This is a genomic window from Coleofasciculus sp. B1-GNL1-01, from assembly GCF_040220235.1.
Taxonomy (GTDB): domain Bacteria; phylum Cyanobacteriota; class Cyanobacteriia; order Cyanobacteriales; family Coleofasciculaceae; genus Coleofasciculus.
The window spans coordinates 24,173-40,688 of sequence record NZ_JAVJTO010000157.1 but is presented as its reverse complement, the minus strand read 5'-3'; the positions used below and the strand labels follow the sequence as shown (position 1 = coordinate 40,688).

13 protein-coding genes are annotated in these 16,516 nt (G+C 45.2%); 7 read left to right on the top strand and 6 right to left on the bottom strand.

Annotation, left to right across the window (positions count from 1 at the left end):
- Nucleotides 1-28: 28 nt before the first annotated feature.
- Complete coding sequence (locus RID53_RS33880) at nucleotides 29-2,632, bottom strand: GAF domain-containing protein (RefSeq protein WP_446392275.1); 2,604 nt, start codon at nucleotides 2,630-2,632, stop codon at nucleotides 29-31.
- Between the two features lie 812 nt (nucleotides 2,633-3,444).
- On the opposite strand from RID53_RS33880, the gene RID53_RS33875 reads away from it, so the two are divergent.
- A complete protein-coding gene (locus RID53_RS33875; protein WP_446392274.1) occupies nucleotides 3,445-3,636 on the top strand; it encodes a hypothetical protein in 192 nt (63 codons plus the stop codon).
- A gap of 105 nt (nucleotides 3,637-3,741) precedes the next feature.
- Nucleotides 3,742-3,969, top strand: coding sequence for an indolepyruvate ferredoxin oxidoreductase subunit alpha (locus tag RID53_RS33870; RefSeq protein ID WP_446377919.1), 228 nt, complete (start codon nucleotides 3,742-3,744; stop codon nucleotides 3,967-3,969).
- Between the two features lie 308 nt (nucleotides 3,970-4,277).
- On the opposite strand, the gene surE is transcribed toward RID53_RS33870, so the two are convergent.
- From surE to RID53_RS33855, 3 genes are all read right to left on the bottom strand, one after another.
- The gene (surE, locus tag RID53_RS33865; RefSeq protein ID WP_446392273.1) at nucleotides 4,278-5,066 is read right to left on the bottom strand and encodes a 5'/3'-nucleotidase SurE; all 789 of its coding nucleotides are present in this window, start codon (nucleotides 5,064-5,066) and stop codon (nucleotides 4,278-4,280) included.
- A 177-nt stretch (nucleotides 5,067-5,243) separates the two neighbouring features.
- On the bottom strand, nucleotides 5,244-6,968 hold the full coding sequence (locus RID53_RS33860; protein WP_446392272.1) for a rhomboid family intramembrane serine protease: 1,725 nt from the start codon (nucleotides 6,966-6,968) through the stop codon (nucleotides 5,244-5,246).
- 353 nt (nucleotides 6,969-7,321) lie between these two features.
- Entirely contained in the window at nucleotides 7,322-8,035 is a 714-nt protein-coding gene (locus RID53_RS33855; RefSeq protein WP_446392271.1) for a PEP-CTERM sorting domain-containing protein, read from the bottom strand.
- 534 nt (nucleotides 8,036-8,569) lie between these two features.
- On the opposite strand from RID53_RS33855, the gene RID53_RS33850 reads away from it, so the two are divergent.
- The 3 genes from RID53_RS33850 to RID53_RS33840 all read left to right on the top strand — a co-directional run bounded on the left by RID53_RS33850 (nucleotide 8,570) and on the right by RID53_RS33840 (nucleotide 11,809).
- On the top strand, nucleotides 8,570-10,507 hold the full coding sequence (locus RID53_RS33850; RefSeq protein ID WP_446392270.1) for a S9 family peptidase: 1,938 nt from the start codon (nucleotides 8,570-8,572) through the stop codon (nucleotides 10,505-10,507).
- Nucleotides 10,508-10,784: 277 nt separating this feature from the next.
- A complete protein-coding gene (locus RID53_RS33845; protein ID WP_446392269.1) occupies nucleotides 10,785-11,387 on the top strand; it encodes a rhomboid family intramembrane serine protease in 603 nt (200 codons plus the stop codon).
- A gap of 188 nt (nucleotides 11,388-11,575) precedes the next feature.
- The gene (locus tag RID53_RS33840) at nucleotides 11,576-11,809 is read left to right on the top strand and encodes a TIGR02450 family Trp-rich protein (protein ID WP_446392268.1); all 234 of its coding nucleotides are present in this window, start codon (nucleotides 11,576-11,578) and stop codon (nucleotides 11,807-11,809) included.
- A gap of 71 nt (nucleotides 11,810-11,880) precedes the next feature.
- Here the strand turns inward: RID53_RS33840 and RID53_RS33835 are convergent, their stop codons facing one another.
- Nucleotides 11,881-12,390 (bottom strand): GUN4 domain-containing protein, encoded by a 510-nt coding sequence (locus RID53_RS33835; protein ID WP_446392267.1) that lies wholly within the window; start codon nucleotides 12,388-12,390, stop codon nucleotides 11,881-11,883.
- A gap of 308 nt (nucleotides 12,391-12,698) precedes the next feature.
- Here RID53_RS33835 and RID53_RS33830 point away from each other — a divergent pair, with 308 nt between their 5' ends.
- Both RID53_RS33830 and RID53_RS33825 read left to right on the top strand, forming a co-directional pair.
- The gene (locus RID53_RS33830) at nucleotides 12,699-13,043 is read left to right on the top strand and encodes a hypothetical protein (protein ID WP_446392266.1); all 345 of its coding nucleotides are present in this window, start codon (nucleotides 12,699-12,701) and stop codon (nucleotides 13,041-13,043) included.
- A gap of 305 nt (nucleotides 13,044-13,348) precedes the next feature.
- A complete protein-coding gene (locus RID53_RS33825; protein ID WP_446392265.1) occupies nucleotides 13,349-14,269 on the top strand; it encodes an SDR family oxidoreductase in 921 nt (306 codons plus the stop codon).
- Between the two features lie 21 nt (nucleotides 14,270-14,290).
- On the opposite strand, the gene RID53_RS33820 is transcribed toward RID53_RS33825, so the two are convergent.
- On the bottom strand, nucleotides 14,291-16,018 hold the full coding sequence (locus tag RID53_RS33820) for a diflavin flavoprotein (protein WP_446392264.1): 1,728 nt from the start codon (nucleotides 16,016-16,018) through the stop codon (nucleotides 14,291-14,293).
- Between the last annotated feature and the right edge of the window lie 498 nt (nucleotides 16,019-16,516).

Sequence of the window (16,516 nt, the reverse complement as noted above, 5' to 3'; positions counted from 1 at the left end):
TCAAAGAATCCAAACTTGTGCCTGTCCCCTATTTTCTAGTCATCGTATGAACGCCATCCCAATAATCGGGAGGAGGATTATTCTGATAATGTTTAGCCCGTTCAATATGAATCAAAACTGGCTTATCATTAGGTTCAAGTTGATAGGCTTGTTCAAAATAAACAATTGCCTTCGAGAAGTCGCGACTTATGTATGCCTGACGCCCTTTAGCATACAGGTCTAAAAATTTGTGGGTGTTATCATTAAGAGGGGTATCGATATCTTGAATCAAATGATAAATGCTGACCGCTTGGTTTTTCCCCTTCACGCGGATTTTATCCAGTTCCCGCACCCAAACATTATGACGACAGAGGTTATAGGTATATTCACTAATGATAATATCGCAACCGTACTCTTTCGTAATACTTTCCAGGCGGGCGCTGAGGTTCACGCCATCTCCGATAACCGTGTAGTCCATGCGTTTATGGGAACCAATATTACCTGACACCACTTCTCCCGAACTAATTCCAATCCCAATATGAATTAAAGGTTGGCGATTTCGCATCCGAGGTTCATTAAACTTGGCTAAACGCCACCGCATATCTAAGGCAGATTGAACCGCCATCCAGCCATGATTTTCTTTTAACGCCAAGGGAGCGCCAAAAACTGCCATCAGTGCATCACCAATAAATTTATCTAAGGTGCCTTTATGCTCAAATACCGATTCGACCATTGTTTCAAAGTATTTATTCAGTAGCGATACAACTTCCGACGCTCCCAAATTTTCGGTTAAAGTCGTATACCCCCGAATATCTGAAAATAAAATAGTGACATCCTTTTTACTCCCCTGCATCAGCGCATCTTCACCTAAGGCTAAGACTTCATCCGCCACCTCTGGAGTCATGTAGCGATACATGGTTGTTTTCAGCCGCTTTTCTCGACTAATATCTTCTAATACAACCAGACCCCCTCGCACCATTCCTTGGGGATTGGTTAGCGGATTAACTGTTAAATTAATACTCCGTTCAATAGGTTGAACTTGCTGTTTAGACAGGTAACCTAAACCCCCAGAATTATCAGAATCTTCATTCCACAAACTATAGATTTTTGGGTCATCGCTTTTGGGAATAGCTAGGAGATAAAGATGAGTATCATCATGGGATTGGCAATAGGGGGGAGTATTGGGTATTTCTATCTCTTCCAGGGGACATTGGAACAGACCAACCATTAAATTTTGTTCAGGAAGGTAATGCTTCGCCCCCGTAGTTAGGCTGTCTTGTAAGCGGAATTGCAGATGTTCAATGGGTACAACATCCCAGACATAGCGATTGGTAAGTTTTTCTTCCCACAACTGACGGTTGCGATTGTCGAGTTGTTGTAAGGGACATCCCAGTAATCCTAACGCCGCATCATTAATTGTCACAATTCGTCCCTGCATATCGGTAGAAATAACCGCATCAGAAAGGCTTTGCAAGATATCTTTTTGATATTGCTTTTCGATCAGAACATTTTCAAAAAGTTTGGCATTCTCTAGAGCAATTCCCGCTTGAATATTAAATGCCCGCATAAACTCTTCGTCGGAGGTAGTGAAGCTGCCTTGATTCTTATTAATCAATTGAGTCACACCAATTAATTCGCCACCCGAATTGAAGACAGGCATACAGAGAATATTACGGGTGACATAGCCTGTTTTTTTGTCCGTCGTTGGATCAAAGCGAGGATCTTTATAGGCATCGGCAATATTCAACGGTTGACCCGTAGACGCTACATATCCAGCAATTCCCCGATTGGCTGAGATTCGGATTTCCACCATCTCTTTGCCATCAGCCGTGGCGACCTTACTCCACAGTTCCCCATCATCTTTACTGAGCATAAATAAGGTAGAGCGGTCGGCTTGCATTAACTCCCGCGCTTGATCCATAACTAGACGCAGTGTGGCTTCTAGGTCTAAACTTTGACCCAGGTACTGGGTTGCCTTCAAGAGGGCGGCTGCACCACGTTGGTTACGGGCTGCCATATAGAACGATTGACAGGTTTCCAGGATAATGCCAATCGAGGCGGCAAAGTCACGGAAGCGCTGTTCATCTTCTTCGTCAAACGGGACACCCCCCGCTTTATTCAACAACTGCACGACAGCGACAATCTTTTTATTGCTACTGACAATGGGCATACACAAGAGTGAATTGGTATGATAGCCCGGAGATTCGTCAACTTCAGGATTAAACAGTGGATGGTTATAGGCTTCGGTGATATTGAGTGATTCGCCTGTCGTCGCCACATGACCCGCTAAACCCACATTTAGGGGAATGCGAACCTCCTTGGCGGCGTTGTCCTCACCCGAGGGAATTTTTGCCCAAAGCTGGTCTTTGTCACCATCAACGAGGAAGATAGTAGTACGCTCAGCTTGTAGGAGTTGACCGATTTTTAGGGTAAACGCCTCCATCACCTGCTCCAGCATGGTTTCTAGCGCTTCATGGTTAATCATTTCCAGCGCCCGCAGAAATTGCTGAAATTCGGCGGTGATGAAGTCCAGTAAGCAGATAAATTCGGGAAGGGATAGGTCTTTAACTCGATGAGTTAAAACGCTCGTGCGATTGAGTTGGGTTAACTGGGTCAATGTAGCAAGAACGCTACCGGCATTAGACAGTGTCATAGTATTCGCTGTTGAGCAGCTACTTTTTGCTCTGGCTGTCAGACGCACGCTCATGCACGTCTGGTTGACTGTTTCAGTCGGGAGATTTAAAACAAATAAGCGCAGCGATATCGGTGAACGTTGAAAAACGCTTCCGTTTTCAGTTAGTTTAGACCAATCTCAATTTTAGATAAATTTATCTGTCTGAGTTATTATTTGTTTTATATGCTTTGTCATGCACTATTACCTCTATTGTCTCATCCTTCTGCCCTCCTCACCCCATGACCAGAGGGACTTCTGCTGGCTGAGTTGAGGATTGCCCTTCAATCATTCTGCACCCAGTTACAGCCAGACGCCAATAGATCGAGCGATATGGTGGGGGCAGGCGTTCCATGACACGTCTGGAAGCAGGGCTGGGTTTGGTTGAGAGGTGATCGGTAAGCTGTCATGCATTTACAGCAGTTTTCAAGTTAGTAGACTACAGACGATGATTGCGCTGACAAGCAAGCCGATACAATTTTGTATTCCATAAACGTGAAAAGCGCTGTAAATTGGATATTAGTAGCGAGCAAGATGCAAAGCCTGCGGCATGGCTTCGCTAAAGCCTGCGGCATGGCTTCGCTAAACGCACTACAAGGATGAGAGCCATGATTGACATTAAGGTTTAAATGCCGAACCGCTTAGATACCGAATTAAACCGATAAACCCGCCCCGAAAATTGCTCCTTCATTGCGACAAGAGGACATGCTTGATACAGACGTTCTGGCGGAACGTTTCTACTGACTTCTTATCAACAGGAAACCCCTGCAAAAGATGTTCAAACTTAATCGGCTATGAAAAAACGCCCTAGTAATATCGTGCTTCAGGTTGTCATCGGAATCGCACTCTTATTTGCGGCTTATGTCATTGGTGGCTTCCTGATCAAAACTCGTCGAGAAGTCAAAGATACACCCGAAGCAAGTCTTATTCATTCCTATTTGGCGAATTGTCGGGGAAAAGGTGGAGCAATAAACGGCACACTATAATCGTTGATTGGTGTTGAGATACATGGATTCCTTGCCGATAATGCAGTAACATAAAACCCATGGGGGATCATCTCTCAATGTCATGTAACTACGAGAGGGAATAGCGTGTCTCACACTATTGTTACGGAAACCTGCGAAGGGGTTGCAGATTGCGTCGATGCTTGTCCAGTTGCTTGCATTCACCCAGGTCCCGGCAAAAATGTCAAGGGGACAGACTGGTATTGGATTGATTTCGATACCTGCATCGATTGTGGTATATGTTTACAGGTCTGTCCTGTAGAAGGCGCGATCGTTCCGGAAGAGCGACCGGAGTTGCAGAAAACGCCCCAATAAATTAGGGCTTGCTGAATAAATTGTGGTGGGGGTAGGGAGCAGGGGAAGCAGGGGAAGCGGGGGGAGCTGGGGGAGCTGGGGGAGCCATAGTACATTTTCCCTGATAGCGGTGCAAGGGTATAAAAGGGTTTAACCCTTTTTCCTTGAACAGGAGCAAATATCAATACCACTCAAAGCCTTGATAGCTAAGGGTTTGGGAGTTGTGCAGCAAGCCCTAGCTAGAAAAGAGTTTTATATGTAGGGGCGGGTTTTACTACTATCGTTTTTTGCCCACTCTAATGTCACTAAACCCGCCCTGTCTAAATGACTTAAAACTCTATACTCTGCAAACTAGAGACGCCAGCAATATCCGTCAGGTTGTATTGCAGGGGGGTAATGGCAATATAGTTTTCCTTAATTGCTTGAACATCGGTAGCTAAATCGGGGGGAAGATGGGAATGGGGGGGTTGTTCTATATCTTCAATCACTTCACCCGCTAACCAATAATAGGTTTTACCCCGTGGATCAACTCGTTTCTCAAAGGTGTCGAAATAACGACGAATTCCTTGGCGGGTAACCTTAACCCCAGCAATTTCCGCCTGACTCACAGGCGGTACATTAACATTAAGTAACATGACTTTGGCTAGGGGTGTACCAGAGAGTCGCTCAATCAGGCTTTTGGCGAACGTGGCTGCAACATGAAACTCCTTTGACGTGTAGCTAGTCAGACTGAAGGCAATACTGGGAATTCCTTCTAAAACCCCTTCCATGGCGGCGGAAACCGTGCCAGAGTAAAGGATATCAGTTCCTAAGTTAGAACCGTGGTTAATCCCAGATAGGACAAAATCGGGAGGACTATCAATTAAGGCTCCCAATGCTAACTTTACACAATCGGAGGGAGTTCCAGAACAAGACCAAGCTTTAACCGCCGGGTGAAAAATCGTATCAACTGCTTCGGCGCGAATGGGATCATGGAGGGTTAAACCGTGACCCGTTGCCGATCGCTCTCGATCTGGACAAACGACGGTAACATCATGACCCGCTTGTGCCAGTGTATCAGCCAAGGTGCGAATCCCCAAGGCAAAAATTCCGTCATCGTTGCTGATCAGCAATTTCATCAAACTTAGTTGCGCCCCACGAGATGAAAGTCGTTGTTTGATTTTAGCTTGGTGGCTGGGGGAGTAGCGCAAGATTTGAGTAAGGGCGGGTTTTGTTGGTCAGTTATTGGTAACAAGCTTGTTCGAGTGGCTAAACCCGCCCCTACAATTGACCCTTCATCACCTTCGAGGGCATGTTTATGATTTATGACTTAGTATACTCCCAACCAAAAAACCGATAATTAAGCCTGATGTGTGACCCGTGACACTGACTTGAGGAATTGATAAGTCAAAGATAACTTGAAAGGCAATAATAAATAAAATAAACCGTAAACGACGAGAGGCTAAACGCGATTTTTCGCGCCGCCATCCTTGAAGTAAAATAGCTGCAGTTGCGCCCACAATCCCCATCACGGAACCGGATGCCCCAACCACAAATTGTGCCTCAGAATATCCGAAATGAGTGGCTAGAGATACCACAAACATCGAACCAACACCACAACTGAGGTAAAGCAGCAAATATCGCCACCCAGAGAGCGCATATTCGACAAAGGGTCCAAGGATATACAGACCCAGCATATTCATTAATAGATGCAGAAATCCAAAGTGCAAAAATGTTGAGGTTAATAACCGCCACCAAGCACCGTCGAGAACTTCCTCTGGTACTAAGGCTCCAAGTTTGTATAAAACTTGCGGATTTTCACTTCCACCAAAGTGAATTTCCAATCCAAATACAATCAGGTTTAATCCAATAATTGCCCAAGTTGTATAGGCTCTAGAACCTAGAAACCGTTCTCTGGAACCGTATCGCATCTGATGTTGGAGATTGAGTGTAAGTCGCGCTAAAATCTGCTGAGAATATGGAGTCAAAACAGCATCAGGGTTAACAGGTGACTGGGATAAACGAGCTTGAATCGCATGGCGGTAGAGTCCAGTATGGCGGTTAGAAATAGCCGACAGTTGCTGACGTGCTTCCTCTACGTCTCCCGCCGCCCAATCTGCTGTAGCCAGCCAAAATTGGCGAATGTACTTTGGATAAAATGCTAAAGGTCCAGTGAGTAATTGTACGACCTGGGCTTTTTGACCGCAAAAGGCAAAGGCAAATAAATAAGCTTGACTCTGATTGATGCCGCGATCGCTCCGTTCTAAGATACGTTCAAATCGATCAACTTGGGTGAGCAAATGATTTAAGTCCCCCATCTCTGCCAACGCTCTCAGGTAGTACAGGATTAGACTGGGATCATGTTCCAGGGCGGTCTGTGATACGTTGGTTTCAATCCACTCCCGCAACTCTTGCCAACGTGCCTCCATTTTATAGAGAGTGGCAATGGTATGTCGCACCAGAGGACGATTGGTGGTTTTGTAGCGGTTAATAATCGCCGTGGCTTCAGTAGTTGAACCCTGCTTCAATTGTTCCAGGGTGTCCAACAATTCAGCAAATTGACGCCAATTTTGGGCGGGGTGTAGCCAACACAGGAGTTTACCCAGTCGGCTAGCTGCACCAAAGCGTTCCTGATATGCCAGTTGATTCATGAGTCTAAACCCCAGAATCGGCATTAAGATCAACAACCCCCATAACCCCCCACCAATCCAGCCTGCATTCTCTGGAGTGAGGACATATAAGACACCTGTTGTGGCTAATACTAAACCAGAAACAAGCATCCAGCTACGGATATACACGGCTGAATCCGAAATACTAGCACGGCGAATTCCGACGATAATGTTCAGAATGCAGGAGGTGCAGACAATCCAGAGGAGTAACTGATTAATATCCATCAAGAGTGATTGGCGATCGGGCTGGGAGGATTTGGCGAAGTTCACCTTTTCAACCATAACCCGATCCAAGACGCGATCGCGGTTGTGGGAATTATCGGGTTCGCGGTTGTAGGGGCGAGTCGCTGAGCAACTATTGAGGTGTGACAATTAACCTGTCTCGACTCGCCCTAGTCTAAATCTAGATGGTGTTCAATTATTTTTGATACTTGATGCCGGGTTCCCGCGATAAGATGAATGGGTTGCCTGTGTGAATTTTTTTCAGGGGCAACCCCAAGATTATTAGTCTTGAATTGACGGTATCATGGGTCGGGCGACCCGATCAAATTGATAGGTTGGTTCTCCTATTTTAATACAGCGGGTCGCCCCTACAGATGTTGCCAAAACATTGACAGCCAAGAAAAATCCGCCCTACCAACTGGGTGGTTGACGGCGGCAAAATTTCAGCTACTGTTTCAGCTACTGAATGATTAGATTTGGTGCGTGTAGCCTAGATATTCAGTTTAGGCTTTCTTGCCAAAGTGCCGCTTCAACATTGCGCCGACGCTTAAGGAACCGATGGCGAGTAAGCCAGTCACTGTACCAGGTTCGGGTACGTCTTTGTGCTTGAAGGTTTGATCGATAATCGAAATATTTGCTTGGGCGCCCTCAAAGGCTACCAGTCCGATATCTTTCTTAACTTTAACTTTTGCTACGTGTTTGCTGAAGGGTACATCTCCTCCAAAAGGAAATACTGTTTCTAGGGGAGGGTCCATTAAGTCTGGTGGAGGATTGGTTACTCCAAATTGTCCAATAACTTCATCCGTATCAGCATCAAAGAAAGTTTCAGTCACGTTTGTGAGTCCAGGACCGGTAAATGCCCCATTAAAAAATAGTTTGGCATCGGTGAACAAACTATCGGAATCTGGGTCTGCCTTTTCTAAAATGTATTCCAATGAAACATCGATAGAGGAATCATCAAAAGCAATAAAGGGAGATCGAATTGAGATACCTTGATGCTCTCCTAAAATTGGTAATATGCCAATATCATCACAACTGCCAGGACTGACATTTTGATTACCACCACGAACAATAAAGCACTCAGTGAAGGTAAACTTCTTCTCTCCAACAATAATGGGTTCTCCTAGCGTAAGTGCCCCAGCTGGACTTGCCACAACTCCCAACACTGTGGTAGCGCTAACGGCACAGGCAACGGCGAATGCACTTTGACGGTTCATACTATATATCTCCAAATTCGGCTAAAGTTGACACAAGTTAACAAAGTGAGTTAGTATGAGCCTAGATAAAATTACAGAATCTTAATAAAGCAGGCGGTCAAAGATAGGGTTTGATTACCTCGATACCTACAAATGTTGGTATCAGTGGCTTCCATTAATTGGATCAAGCACTAACTATTTAAACGTCCACCCACTCTCTACATCGAGATAGCTACTAACTCCTTTCTTGTCTGTAACTTTATCGCTAATTTATTTTTTTGGAAAGAGATTTTCCGTATCTTTACTGAATCTTTATACAAAAAGCCCTTGACTTCATCAAAGCTTCATAAATCGAGTGTTATGCTAGGTATATTTACCTAATTTGGGGATGGTACTTAAAATCCTTGAATTGAGGAGAGTTAACGGAAACGTCGCTAATTCCCCAAAAACCTGCCTTACCAATATAATCATAATCTGCGTAATACTCTAAGTGATCGTGTCGTGAAGTATGTGAAGTCGGTAAAATTAACGAACGACGGCATAATCGAATTAACGATGACTCAACCGCAAATCTCTCCCTACGGTTCCTGGAACTCTCCCATCGCCGCCGAACTCATTGTGGCGGGTACGATTGGTTTGGGGAGTATTGCCCTAGATGGTACGGATACCTACTGGATCGAAGCACGACCCATGGAAGCCGGACGTAATGTGATTGTACGACGTCAAGGGAATGGCGCGATCGCAGATATTACCCCCTCTCCGTTTAATGTGCGTACTCGCGTTCATGAATATGGTGGTGGTGCTTATACGGTCAAGGATGGGATTATGTATTTTGCCAATTATCAGGATCAGCGCCTTTACCAACAGACAGGTGATGCAGAACCTCAACCCATCACCCCAGAGTCAGGAAAGTCTCTGCGTTATGCGGATATGGTAATTGATTCCCAGGGACAACGGCTGATTTGTGTGCGGGAAGATCACAGTAGTGAGGGTGCAGAACCCGTTAACACCTTAGTCAGTATTTCGCTAAATAATCGTGACGATATCCAAATTATCGCTTCCGGACATGACTTCTACGCCTCACCTCGATTAAGTCCAGATGGTTCTCAGTTAGCCTGGTTGACATGGAATCATCCCAATATGCCATGGGATGGGACGCAACTGTGGGTAGCGCCGATTCAAGGGAATGGAGTATTAGGTGAATCTAAATGTATTGCAGGTGGGGTTGACGAGTCAATCTTTAAACCTGAATGGTCTGCTGATGGTTCATTATACTTTGTTTCAGATCGGACAGGGTGGTGGAATTTTTATCGGTGGAATCAGCAAGGGATAGAACCTGTGTGTGAAATGGAGGCGGAATTTGGTCTTCCTCAATGGGTGTTTGGGATGTCTACTTATGGCATTTCATCCCGCGATCGCCTAATCTGTGCTTATACTGTCCAAGGTCGATGGCGCTTAGGGAGTATCGATTTACAAACGAAGAAATTAAACCCGATTGAAACCCCTTATACCAGTATTTCATCGGTGCAAGCGACAGAGGATCGCGTCGTCTTTATTGGTGGTTCCGCCACCGAACCCACCGCCGTGGTACAGATGGACGTAGCTAGCCAACAGATAGAGGTTCTGCGTCAATCGACAACATTAGACATAGATAAAGGATATCTCTCCATCCCCGAAGCGATCACATTTCCCACCGAAAACGGTAAAACGGCTTACGGCTTCTTCTATCCCCCGCAAAATAAAGACTATCAAGCACCCGAAACGGAGAAACCGCCCCTGATTGTCAAAAGTCACGGTGGACCCACTGCATCCACATCCAGTACGTTTAATCTAAAAATTCAATATTGGACAAGTCGCGGCTTTGCCTTCTTAGATGTTAATTATGGCGGAAGTACAGGGTATGGACGCGACTATCGCCAACGCCTCCAGAATCAATGGGGAATTGTGGATGTCGATGACTGCGCCAATGGTGCAAAGTATTTGGCGGAACAAGGATTTGTGGATGGAGAACGGTTAGCGATCGCAGGGGGTAGCGCTGGGGGGTATACTACCTTAGCCGCCCTTACTTTCCGAGATGTATTTAAAGCCGGGGCGAGTTATTACGGCGTCAGTGACTTGGAAACCCTAGCCACCGATACCCATAAATTTGAATCCCGTTACCTGGATGGGTTAATTGGTGCTTATCCAGAACGCCAAGACTTATACAAAGCGCGATCGCCGATTCATTTTACCGACAAATTGTCCTGTCCGGTGATTTTCTTCCAAGGGTTAGAGGATAAAGTGGTTCCCCCCAACCAAGCCGAGACGATGGTGGAGGCGTTAAAAGCAAAGGGATTACCCGTAGCATACATCACCTACCCCGAAGAACAGCATGGATTCCGACGGGCGGAGAACATCAAGCGCACCTTAGAAGCCGAGTTATACTTTTATTCGCGGATATTCGGGTTTGAGTTAGCCGAACCCATCGAACCCGTCGCGATCGACAATTTTTAACCCCTATTTTATCGGGAAATTCAACTGTAGGGGCGGGTTTAGGGACTAAATTCAGATATCCACCAATAACGGAACAACAAAACCCGCCCTTCTCACCGATAACGGAACAACAAAACCCGCCCTTCTCACCAATAACGGAACAACAAAACCCGCCCCTTCTCACCGATAACGGAACAACAAAACCCGCCCTTCCCTAGGATTGCTATCGGAGGATGTCACAGGAAATTGCTAACCTAGAACCATTAATACTCAACAATTTATCTCAGAGAATCCAGCCATGAGTAACCGGGAAACCCGAAAACTTGTCCGTCAGGAAACCCAAGCCCTTGCCCGTGAAGTCAAAAACCAGGCTACCATTTTAGGCGGACTCGTCGCGGTGATGTGGGGTTTGGAACTCATTGATTTAATTATTTTCCAAGGCGCACTCAACCGTTATGGTATTTTTCCCCGGACAATTATTGGGTTAAGGGGTATCCTATTTGCCCCGTTTCTGCATGGGGGTTTACCTCACCTAATTGCTAATACGGTTCCCTTTCTCACCCTCGGCTGGTTTGTCATGTTACAAGAAACCAGCGACTTTTTTATTGTCACCGCCATCACCATGGTGGTTAGCGGTTTAGGGGTTTGGCTGCTGGGTTCTCCCGGTGTTCACATTGGCGCTAGCGGTCTAGTTTTTGGCTATCTGGGTTTTCTGCTATTGCGTGGTTATTTTCAACGTAATGTTCCCTCTATTTTGCTTTCCCTGATCGTGGGATTTCTCTATGGAGGCGCAATTTGGGGGATTTTACCAACGGTTCCTGGTGTATCCTGGGAAGGGCATTTATTTGGCTTTATTGGTGGAATCATCGCGGCACGCCTGTTGTCTCAGCGTAAGGGATAAGGAATGGGGAAGCATGTAGAGACGCGCCATGGCGCGTCTGGAAGATGGGGAAGATGGGGAAATTAATTCAACACTTGATCGGGGCGGGTTTAGTTACCTTTGGGTTAAGTAAGAAACGATAATAGTGAAACCCGCCCCTACACACTGCCCTCGAAGGTTGTGAAGGGTCAATATTTTCCCAATTATTAATGGCAAAACAAAAATTTCCTTATCTGGTTGGTTCTAAATGGACAGCAACGCAACAAACCTGGGGTTGGCGACATTTTCAAGTGGTCAACCGCAAAAATCAGGGTCAATGGGTGTTTGCTGAAATGGTGGCATCTTGTGACCCTACGGTTCGCTTTTGGTTGAATGCTAAACAGCTTAAAGACCGTTCTCTATGGAAACCAGGTTGGCAGTCTTTACAAGAAATGAATGAATAAAATTGGCACAAAAATCATAGTCAGTTGATAAATTGTATAGATTCAAGCTAAATAATAAAGCAGCATAGAGCTTATTTTAACGGGTGACAAACTTCCCAACGCTCCAACAGTAAACGCCAACCTACACTGGCAAAACGTGCCAGCCAATACATCCAAAATGTGGTTGGTACTAACCAAGTAATAGGTAAATGTCCAATTGGTGCATCATCTGTAAAAATGACATCATTATAGCCGATCCATTTGCTACCCCTACGCCAACCCACCCGTTCAGACAACGCCGTATAATCTTTATTAACTTCTACATAGATTTGATAAATCGGATGAAATCCAAAGCGCTCATCACTGAAGTATCGCCAAAGTTGGTCAATGTAAACCAGATCCTGACAGGGAAATTGCTGAATATTATCTTGAGTGAGTAAGCAGTCGGGTTTTTGATTCGCACCGACAATTGTTAACATTAACCGTCGAGTTTCAATGTCAGCCTCTTTCCAGCGTTTGCTTCGTAATAAATCGTACAAGTTAGCATAAGTAGACACCTGAGCTGAACGCCTAAAATCAGGGATGCTAAAATCAGTGGACATGATAGTTAAGTTTGACAGAACTTATTATGTTAAACTATCAGTTTAATAGCCAAAAAGCAAACCGTATCCGATATAGACTTAGCTCGAATGGCACGCTCCTTAAGCATTGTGAGATCACCAAAACCTTTGATATACCGTAGGGTGGGTTTCGACTTCGCTCAACCCACTTCGACTTCGCTCAACCCACTTCGACTTCGCTCAACCCACTTCGACTTCGCTCAACCCACCAGCCTTAAGTCTGTGACATTCGACATCATCAAAACTCATTCAAAGGCTTGATTATGAAAATTAATTTGTCACGATTGATCATGCTACTGGCTTTTGTGATTTTTCCGTTGAGTTGCGCCGCTTCTAGCAGTAGTAGAGTCTGTCAATATAATCCTGAGTCTGGCAAACCCAATCCTTTGGGCATGAGGGCATATATTACTCTTACAGAAGACGAGGGAAGCACAATTGTTACTTATGAACAGTTCCCCTCAACTATTGATGAAAATATTACTCTAACAACGAAACGAGAACTTACATTTCATGATACTCCCTTGGATACGGCACGGGTTATTCTCCTGCAAAACAAGAATTATTATTCTGAGTTAGTGGGGTACGATGATCCTGACGGTTTTGCCCCTGTTAATCAGGTGTTGACCTGTGAGTGATGGAGTGATGGGAGGTGATATCATGTCCGGTTGAATACCCATAATTACAGTAGGGGCTTGGTAACAAAGCCCGTACTTGGTAAAAAAGCCCGTACATTTTTATTAGGGATGATGAGTCCGGACATCATCTGAAACAAGTCTGAGAAAGTTTTATAGCAGTACGCTCTCGCGTAGTTACAGTACAAATGTTCTAAATTACTCCTGATAAAGCCTCCATTTCTAATGTGTAAATACACCAGCGCGTAGCGCTATAGTAGCGAGCAAGATGCTCGCACTACTGACAAATGATAAACGACGAATGACAAATGAAAACGTTATTAGTGACAGGGGCTAGTGGGTTTTTAGGATGGCATATTTGCCAGTTATCTAAACGAAAATGGAATGTCTATGGGACTTGCTGTTCTAAGTCTGTTAATAGTCCAGGCTTAAATATAATCAAGATTAATTTAACCAATTTTTGGGAACTCAAACAGATGTTCCAAGCGGTTAAACCTGACGCGGTTATTCATACGGCGGCTCAATCGAATCCCAATTTTTGTCAGGTGCATCCCCAGGAAACGGAAGCCATAAATGTTACAGCATCGGGGGATATTGCGGGACTGTGTGCAGATTATGGTATTCCTTGTGTATTTACCTCTACTGATCTGGTATTCAACGGTTTAAATCCACCCTATCGGGAAACTGATCCGGTTTCGCCAATTAGTTATTACGGAGAGCAAAAAGTTAGGGCTGAAAATCTGATGTTAACCCATTATCCTCAAACAGCAATTTGCAGAATGCCGTTAATGTTTGGTCAGGCGACACCAACGGCAATCAGCTTTATTCAGCCATTTATTGAAACGTTACAAGCGGGAAAAGAGTTAAAGTTATTTATTGATGAATTTCGCACGCCTGTGAGTGGAACCACCGCAGCTAAAGGGTTGTTGTTAGCCCTGGATCAGGTTCAAGGATATCTGCATCTGGGGGGAAAAGAGCGGATATCACGTTATGACTTTGGTCGTCTCCTGGTTGATGTGTTACAGTTACCTAAACCTAGATTAAAATCTTGTCGCCAAGCTGATGTAAAAATGGCAGCGCCAAGACCTTCAGATGTTTCCTTGGATAGTTCCAAGGCGTTTGCGTTAGGATATGATCCTCTATCCTTGCGAGAAGAATTAGAGGCAGACAAACCACGACAAGTTCAGCGATGCGATCGCACCCATTCATCACCAACCAAGGACAAATGACAAATGACAAATGACAAATGACTAATAATGATTCCCCACCTTACGATGATGTACCGCCGTCATCGCATCCGTCTTAGAAAGTCGTCCCGCCGAAACAGTGGCATAAATTGTCCAGTGATCGCCACAATCTAAGCGACTTTTTACTTCACATTCCATATAGGCTAAAGCATCAGCTAAAATCGGAGAACCATTGCTGGCAGAATAGGTTTTAATCCCCTCAAAACGGTTGGCACCGGGCGGGAAACGCTTGAGGAAATGCTTCATTAGCCCTTGGTAATTCCCGGCTTCCAAGACATTGAGAACAAAGCGATCGCCCACATACATAAACGACTCGATCGCCCGATCCTTTGCCACCGCCACCGAGACACCCAAGGGTTTAAATGAGGCTTGCGCTACCCACGACGCTACCATCGCACTGCTGATATTGCCCTTTTTGGCAGTAATAACATATAGCCCACTGCTGATTCGCCCCAAGGCTTTATCCAAATCACTATCCAGGGACTTCGTTTGCTTAATCGTGCGATCGCGTGACAACCATTGTCCTAAATCAGTCCCCGCTTCTTCACATAACTGATAAACCTGTTCATCAGGCGTATCCTTAACTAAAATTGGCGCAAATCCTGGCGTTAGTCCTAAATCCCGAAACTTATTCACCAATAGATACGCCGATTCACTCTCACCCGCCCCCGATTCAAACACACCAAAGGATTGCTTCGGATTCGTCGCCCCTAAAATTGTACCCATCGCAGTTTGGGCGACAGAAGCTACCTCTCCCGTTGTTGGCGGTGTACCCATCACCACCCCAGACGCAATACTCATCAATTCCTTAATCTCTTGCGGATCAGCCGATCGCAAGTCCATCATATCCACCGCTACACCAGTTTTAGTAATCCCATGGGCAATCGCTTGGGAGAGGCGATCGCTATATCCGTAATCCGATAAGTAAAATACAGCAACCGTCGTGTCAGCTTTTGCCTGTTCCTCACTCCAGCGCCGATACCGTCCGGTGAGTTCACTTAGGTTGTGATAGAGTAAGGGACCATGACCTGTGGCAATGGTGCTAATTTCGGGTAACTTGTCCATCCGTTTCAGGGCGGATAGCACCGAACGGGCATTGGGACCCATTAAACAGTCATAGTAATATTTAAAGTCATTTTCGATCAGGTCTATGTCTTCATCGAAGGTGTAATCATCACAGTAGTGCATCCCAAAAGCATCACAGGTAAATAGAACCTGGGTTTTGGTATCATAGGTGAATATCGTATCGGGCCAATGGAGATTGGGCGCAATGACGGCTTCTAGGATATGCCCATTTCCTAAATCAACGCGATCGCCATTTTTGACGATTTGCGATTGAAACGGCTGATTCACCCAATTTTCCAGGAATTGGATCGCCACTTTTGAACCCACCACCGTAATATTGGGGGCAAGCGCCAAAATATCTTTAACTAAGCCACTATGATCCGGTTCCGTGTGGCTAACCACCAAATAATCTAATCTGGCTGGGTCAATTAATCCCGTCAATGTATCGAGGTAGAGTTGGCGAAACTTTTCATGGGACGTATCCACCAACGCCGTTTTTTCACTCTGAATCAGGAACGAGTTATACGTCGTACCATTCTGTAACCCAAATTCTATATCAAAGCGATCGCGATCCCAATCCAGCGATCGGATTGCTGTGGTATCCGGGGCAATTTCGACGGTTTGCATCGTCAACCGACGCTGAATTCCCTCTGCTACTGCGACCATCGGTTGTCTCCTTTCTTATATAAACTTCATTTACTCTGCTTTTTAATTATCTTTACATATTAATTGGATGTTTTAGATTTAAATAGCTTATGAAAATGATTCAGGATTTAATATCCAGTCCCTCTAAACAATCATTATTTCCTGCTGCCTTCTGCCTTCTCTCCCCCCTGGATTTCGCGTTTTTCCGGATACAGTCAGGCATATAGAGAAGGAGGGAAAGGTAGATGCACCCTGATGACTCCCCTCAACGCCTATTTCTCCTTCGCGTTGAGGGTTTTTTCTGAAGGAGTGACAAGCCGTCTAAAACTTTTTAAATAAGGCTTTGAGCGACATTAGCATCTCCAAAGATGAAGCCTTATTGACAGATGAAGACCACCCGATGAGATATATTCAAGCGAAGCGTTGCGCGGGGGGTATGGGGGGCTGGTCCCCCAGAAACAACCCCTATCTTTGACCTTATCTGTGACAAGAAGAAATGGGCTAAAAGCAGGATGGCTC

Excerpts from the sequence above, each read along its gene's own strand:
- RID53_RS33880 (WP_446392275.1), bottom strand. The coding sequence starts at position 2,632 with ATGACACTGTCTAATGCCGGTAGCGTTCTTGCTACATTGACCCAGTTA.
- RID53_RS33875 (WP_446392274.1), top strand. The coding sequence starts at position 3,445 with ATGAAAAAACGCCCTAGTAATATCGTGCTTCAGGTTGTCATCGGAATC.
- surE (WP_446392273.1), bottom strand. The coding sequence starts at position 5,066 with ATGAAATTGCTGATCAGCAACGATGACGGAATTTTTGCCTTGGGGATT.
- RID53_RS33855 (WP_446392271.1), bottom strand. The coding sequence starts at position 8,035 with ATGAACCGTCAAAGTGCATTCGCCGTTGCCTGTGCCGTTAGCGCTACC.
- RID53_RS33850 (WP_446392270.1), top strand. The coding sequence starts at position 8,570 with ATGACTCAACCGCAAATCTCTCCCTACGGTTCCTGGAACTCTCCCATC.
- RID53_RS33845 (WP_446392269.1), top strand. The coding sequence starts at position 10,785 with ATGAGTAACCGGGAAACCCGAAAACTTGTCCGTCAGGAAACCCAAGCC.
- RID53_RS33840 (WP_446392268.1), top strand. The coding sequence starts at position 11,576 with ATGGCAAAACAAAAATTTCCTTATCTGGTTGGTTCTAAATGGACAGCA.
- RID53_RS33835 (WP_446392267.1), bottom strand. The coding sequence starts at position 12,390 with ATGTCCACTGATTTTAGCATCCCTGATTTTAGGCGTTCAGCTCAGGTG.
- RID53_RS33830 (WP_446392266.1), top strand. The coding sequence starts at position 12,699 with ATGCTACTGGCTTTTGTGATTTTTCCGTTGAGTTGCGCCGCTTCTAGC.
- RID53_RS33825 (WP_446392265.1), top strand. The coding sequence starts at position 13,349 with ATGAAAACGTTATTAGTGACAGGGGCTAGTGGGTTTTTAGGATGGCAT.
- RID53_RS33820 (WP_446392264.1), bottom strand. The coding sequence starts at position 16,018 with ATGGTCGCAGTAGCAGAGGGAATTCAGCGTCGGTTGACGATGCAAACC.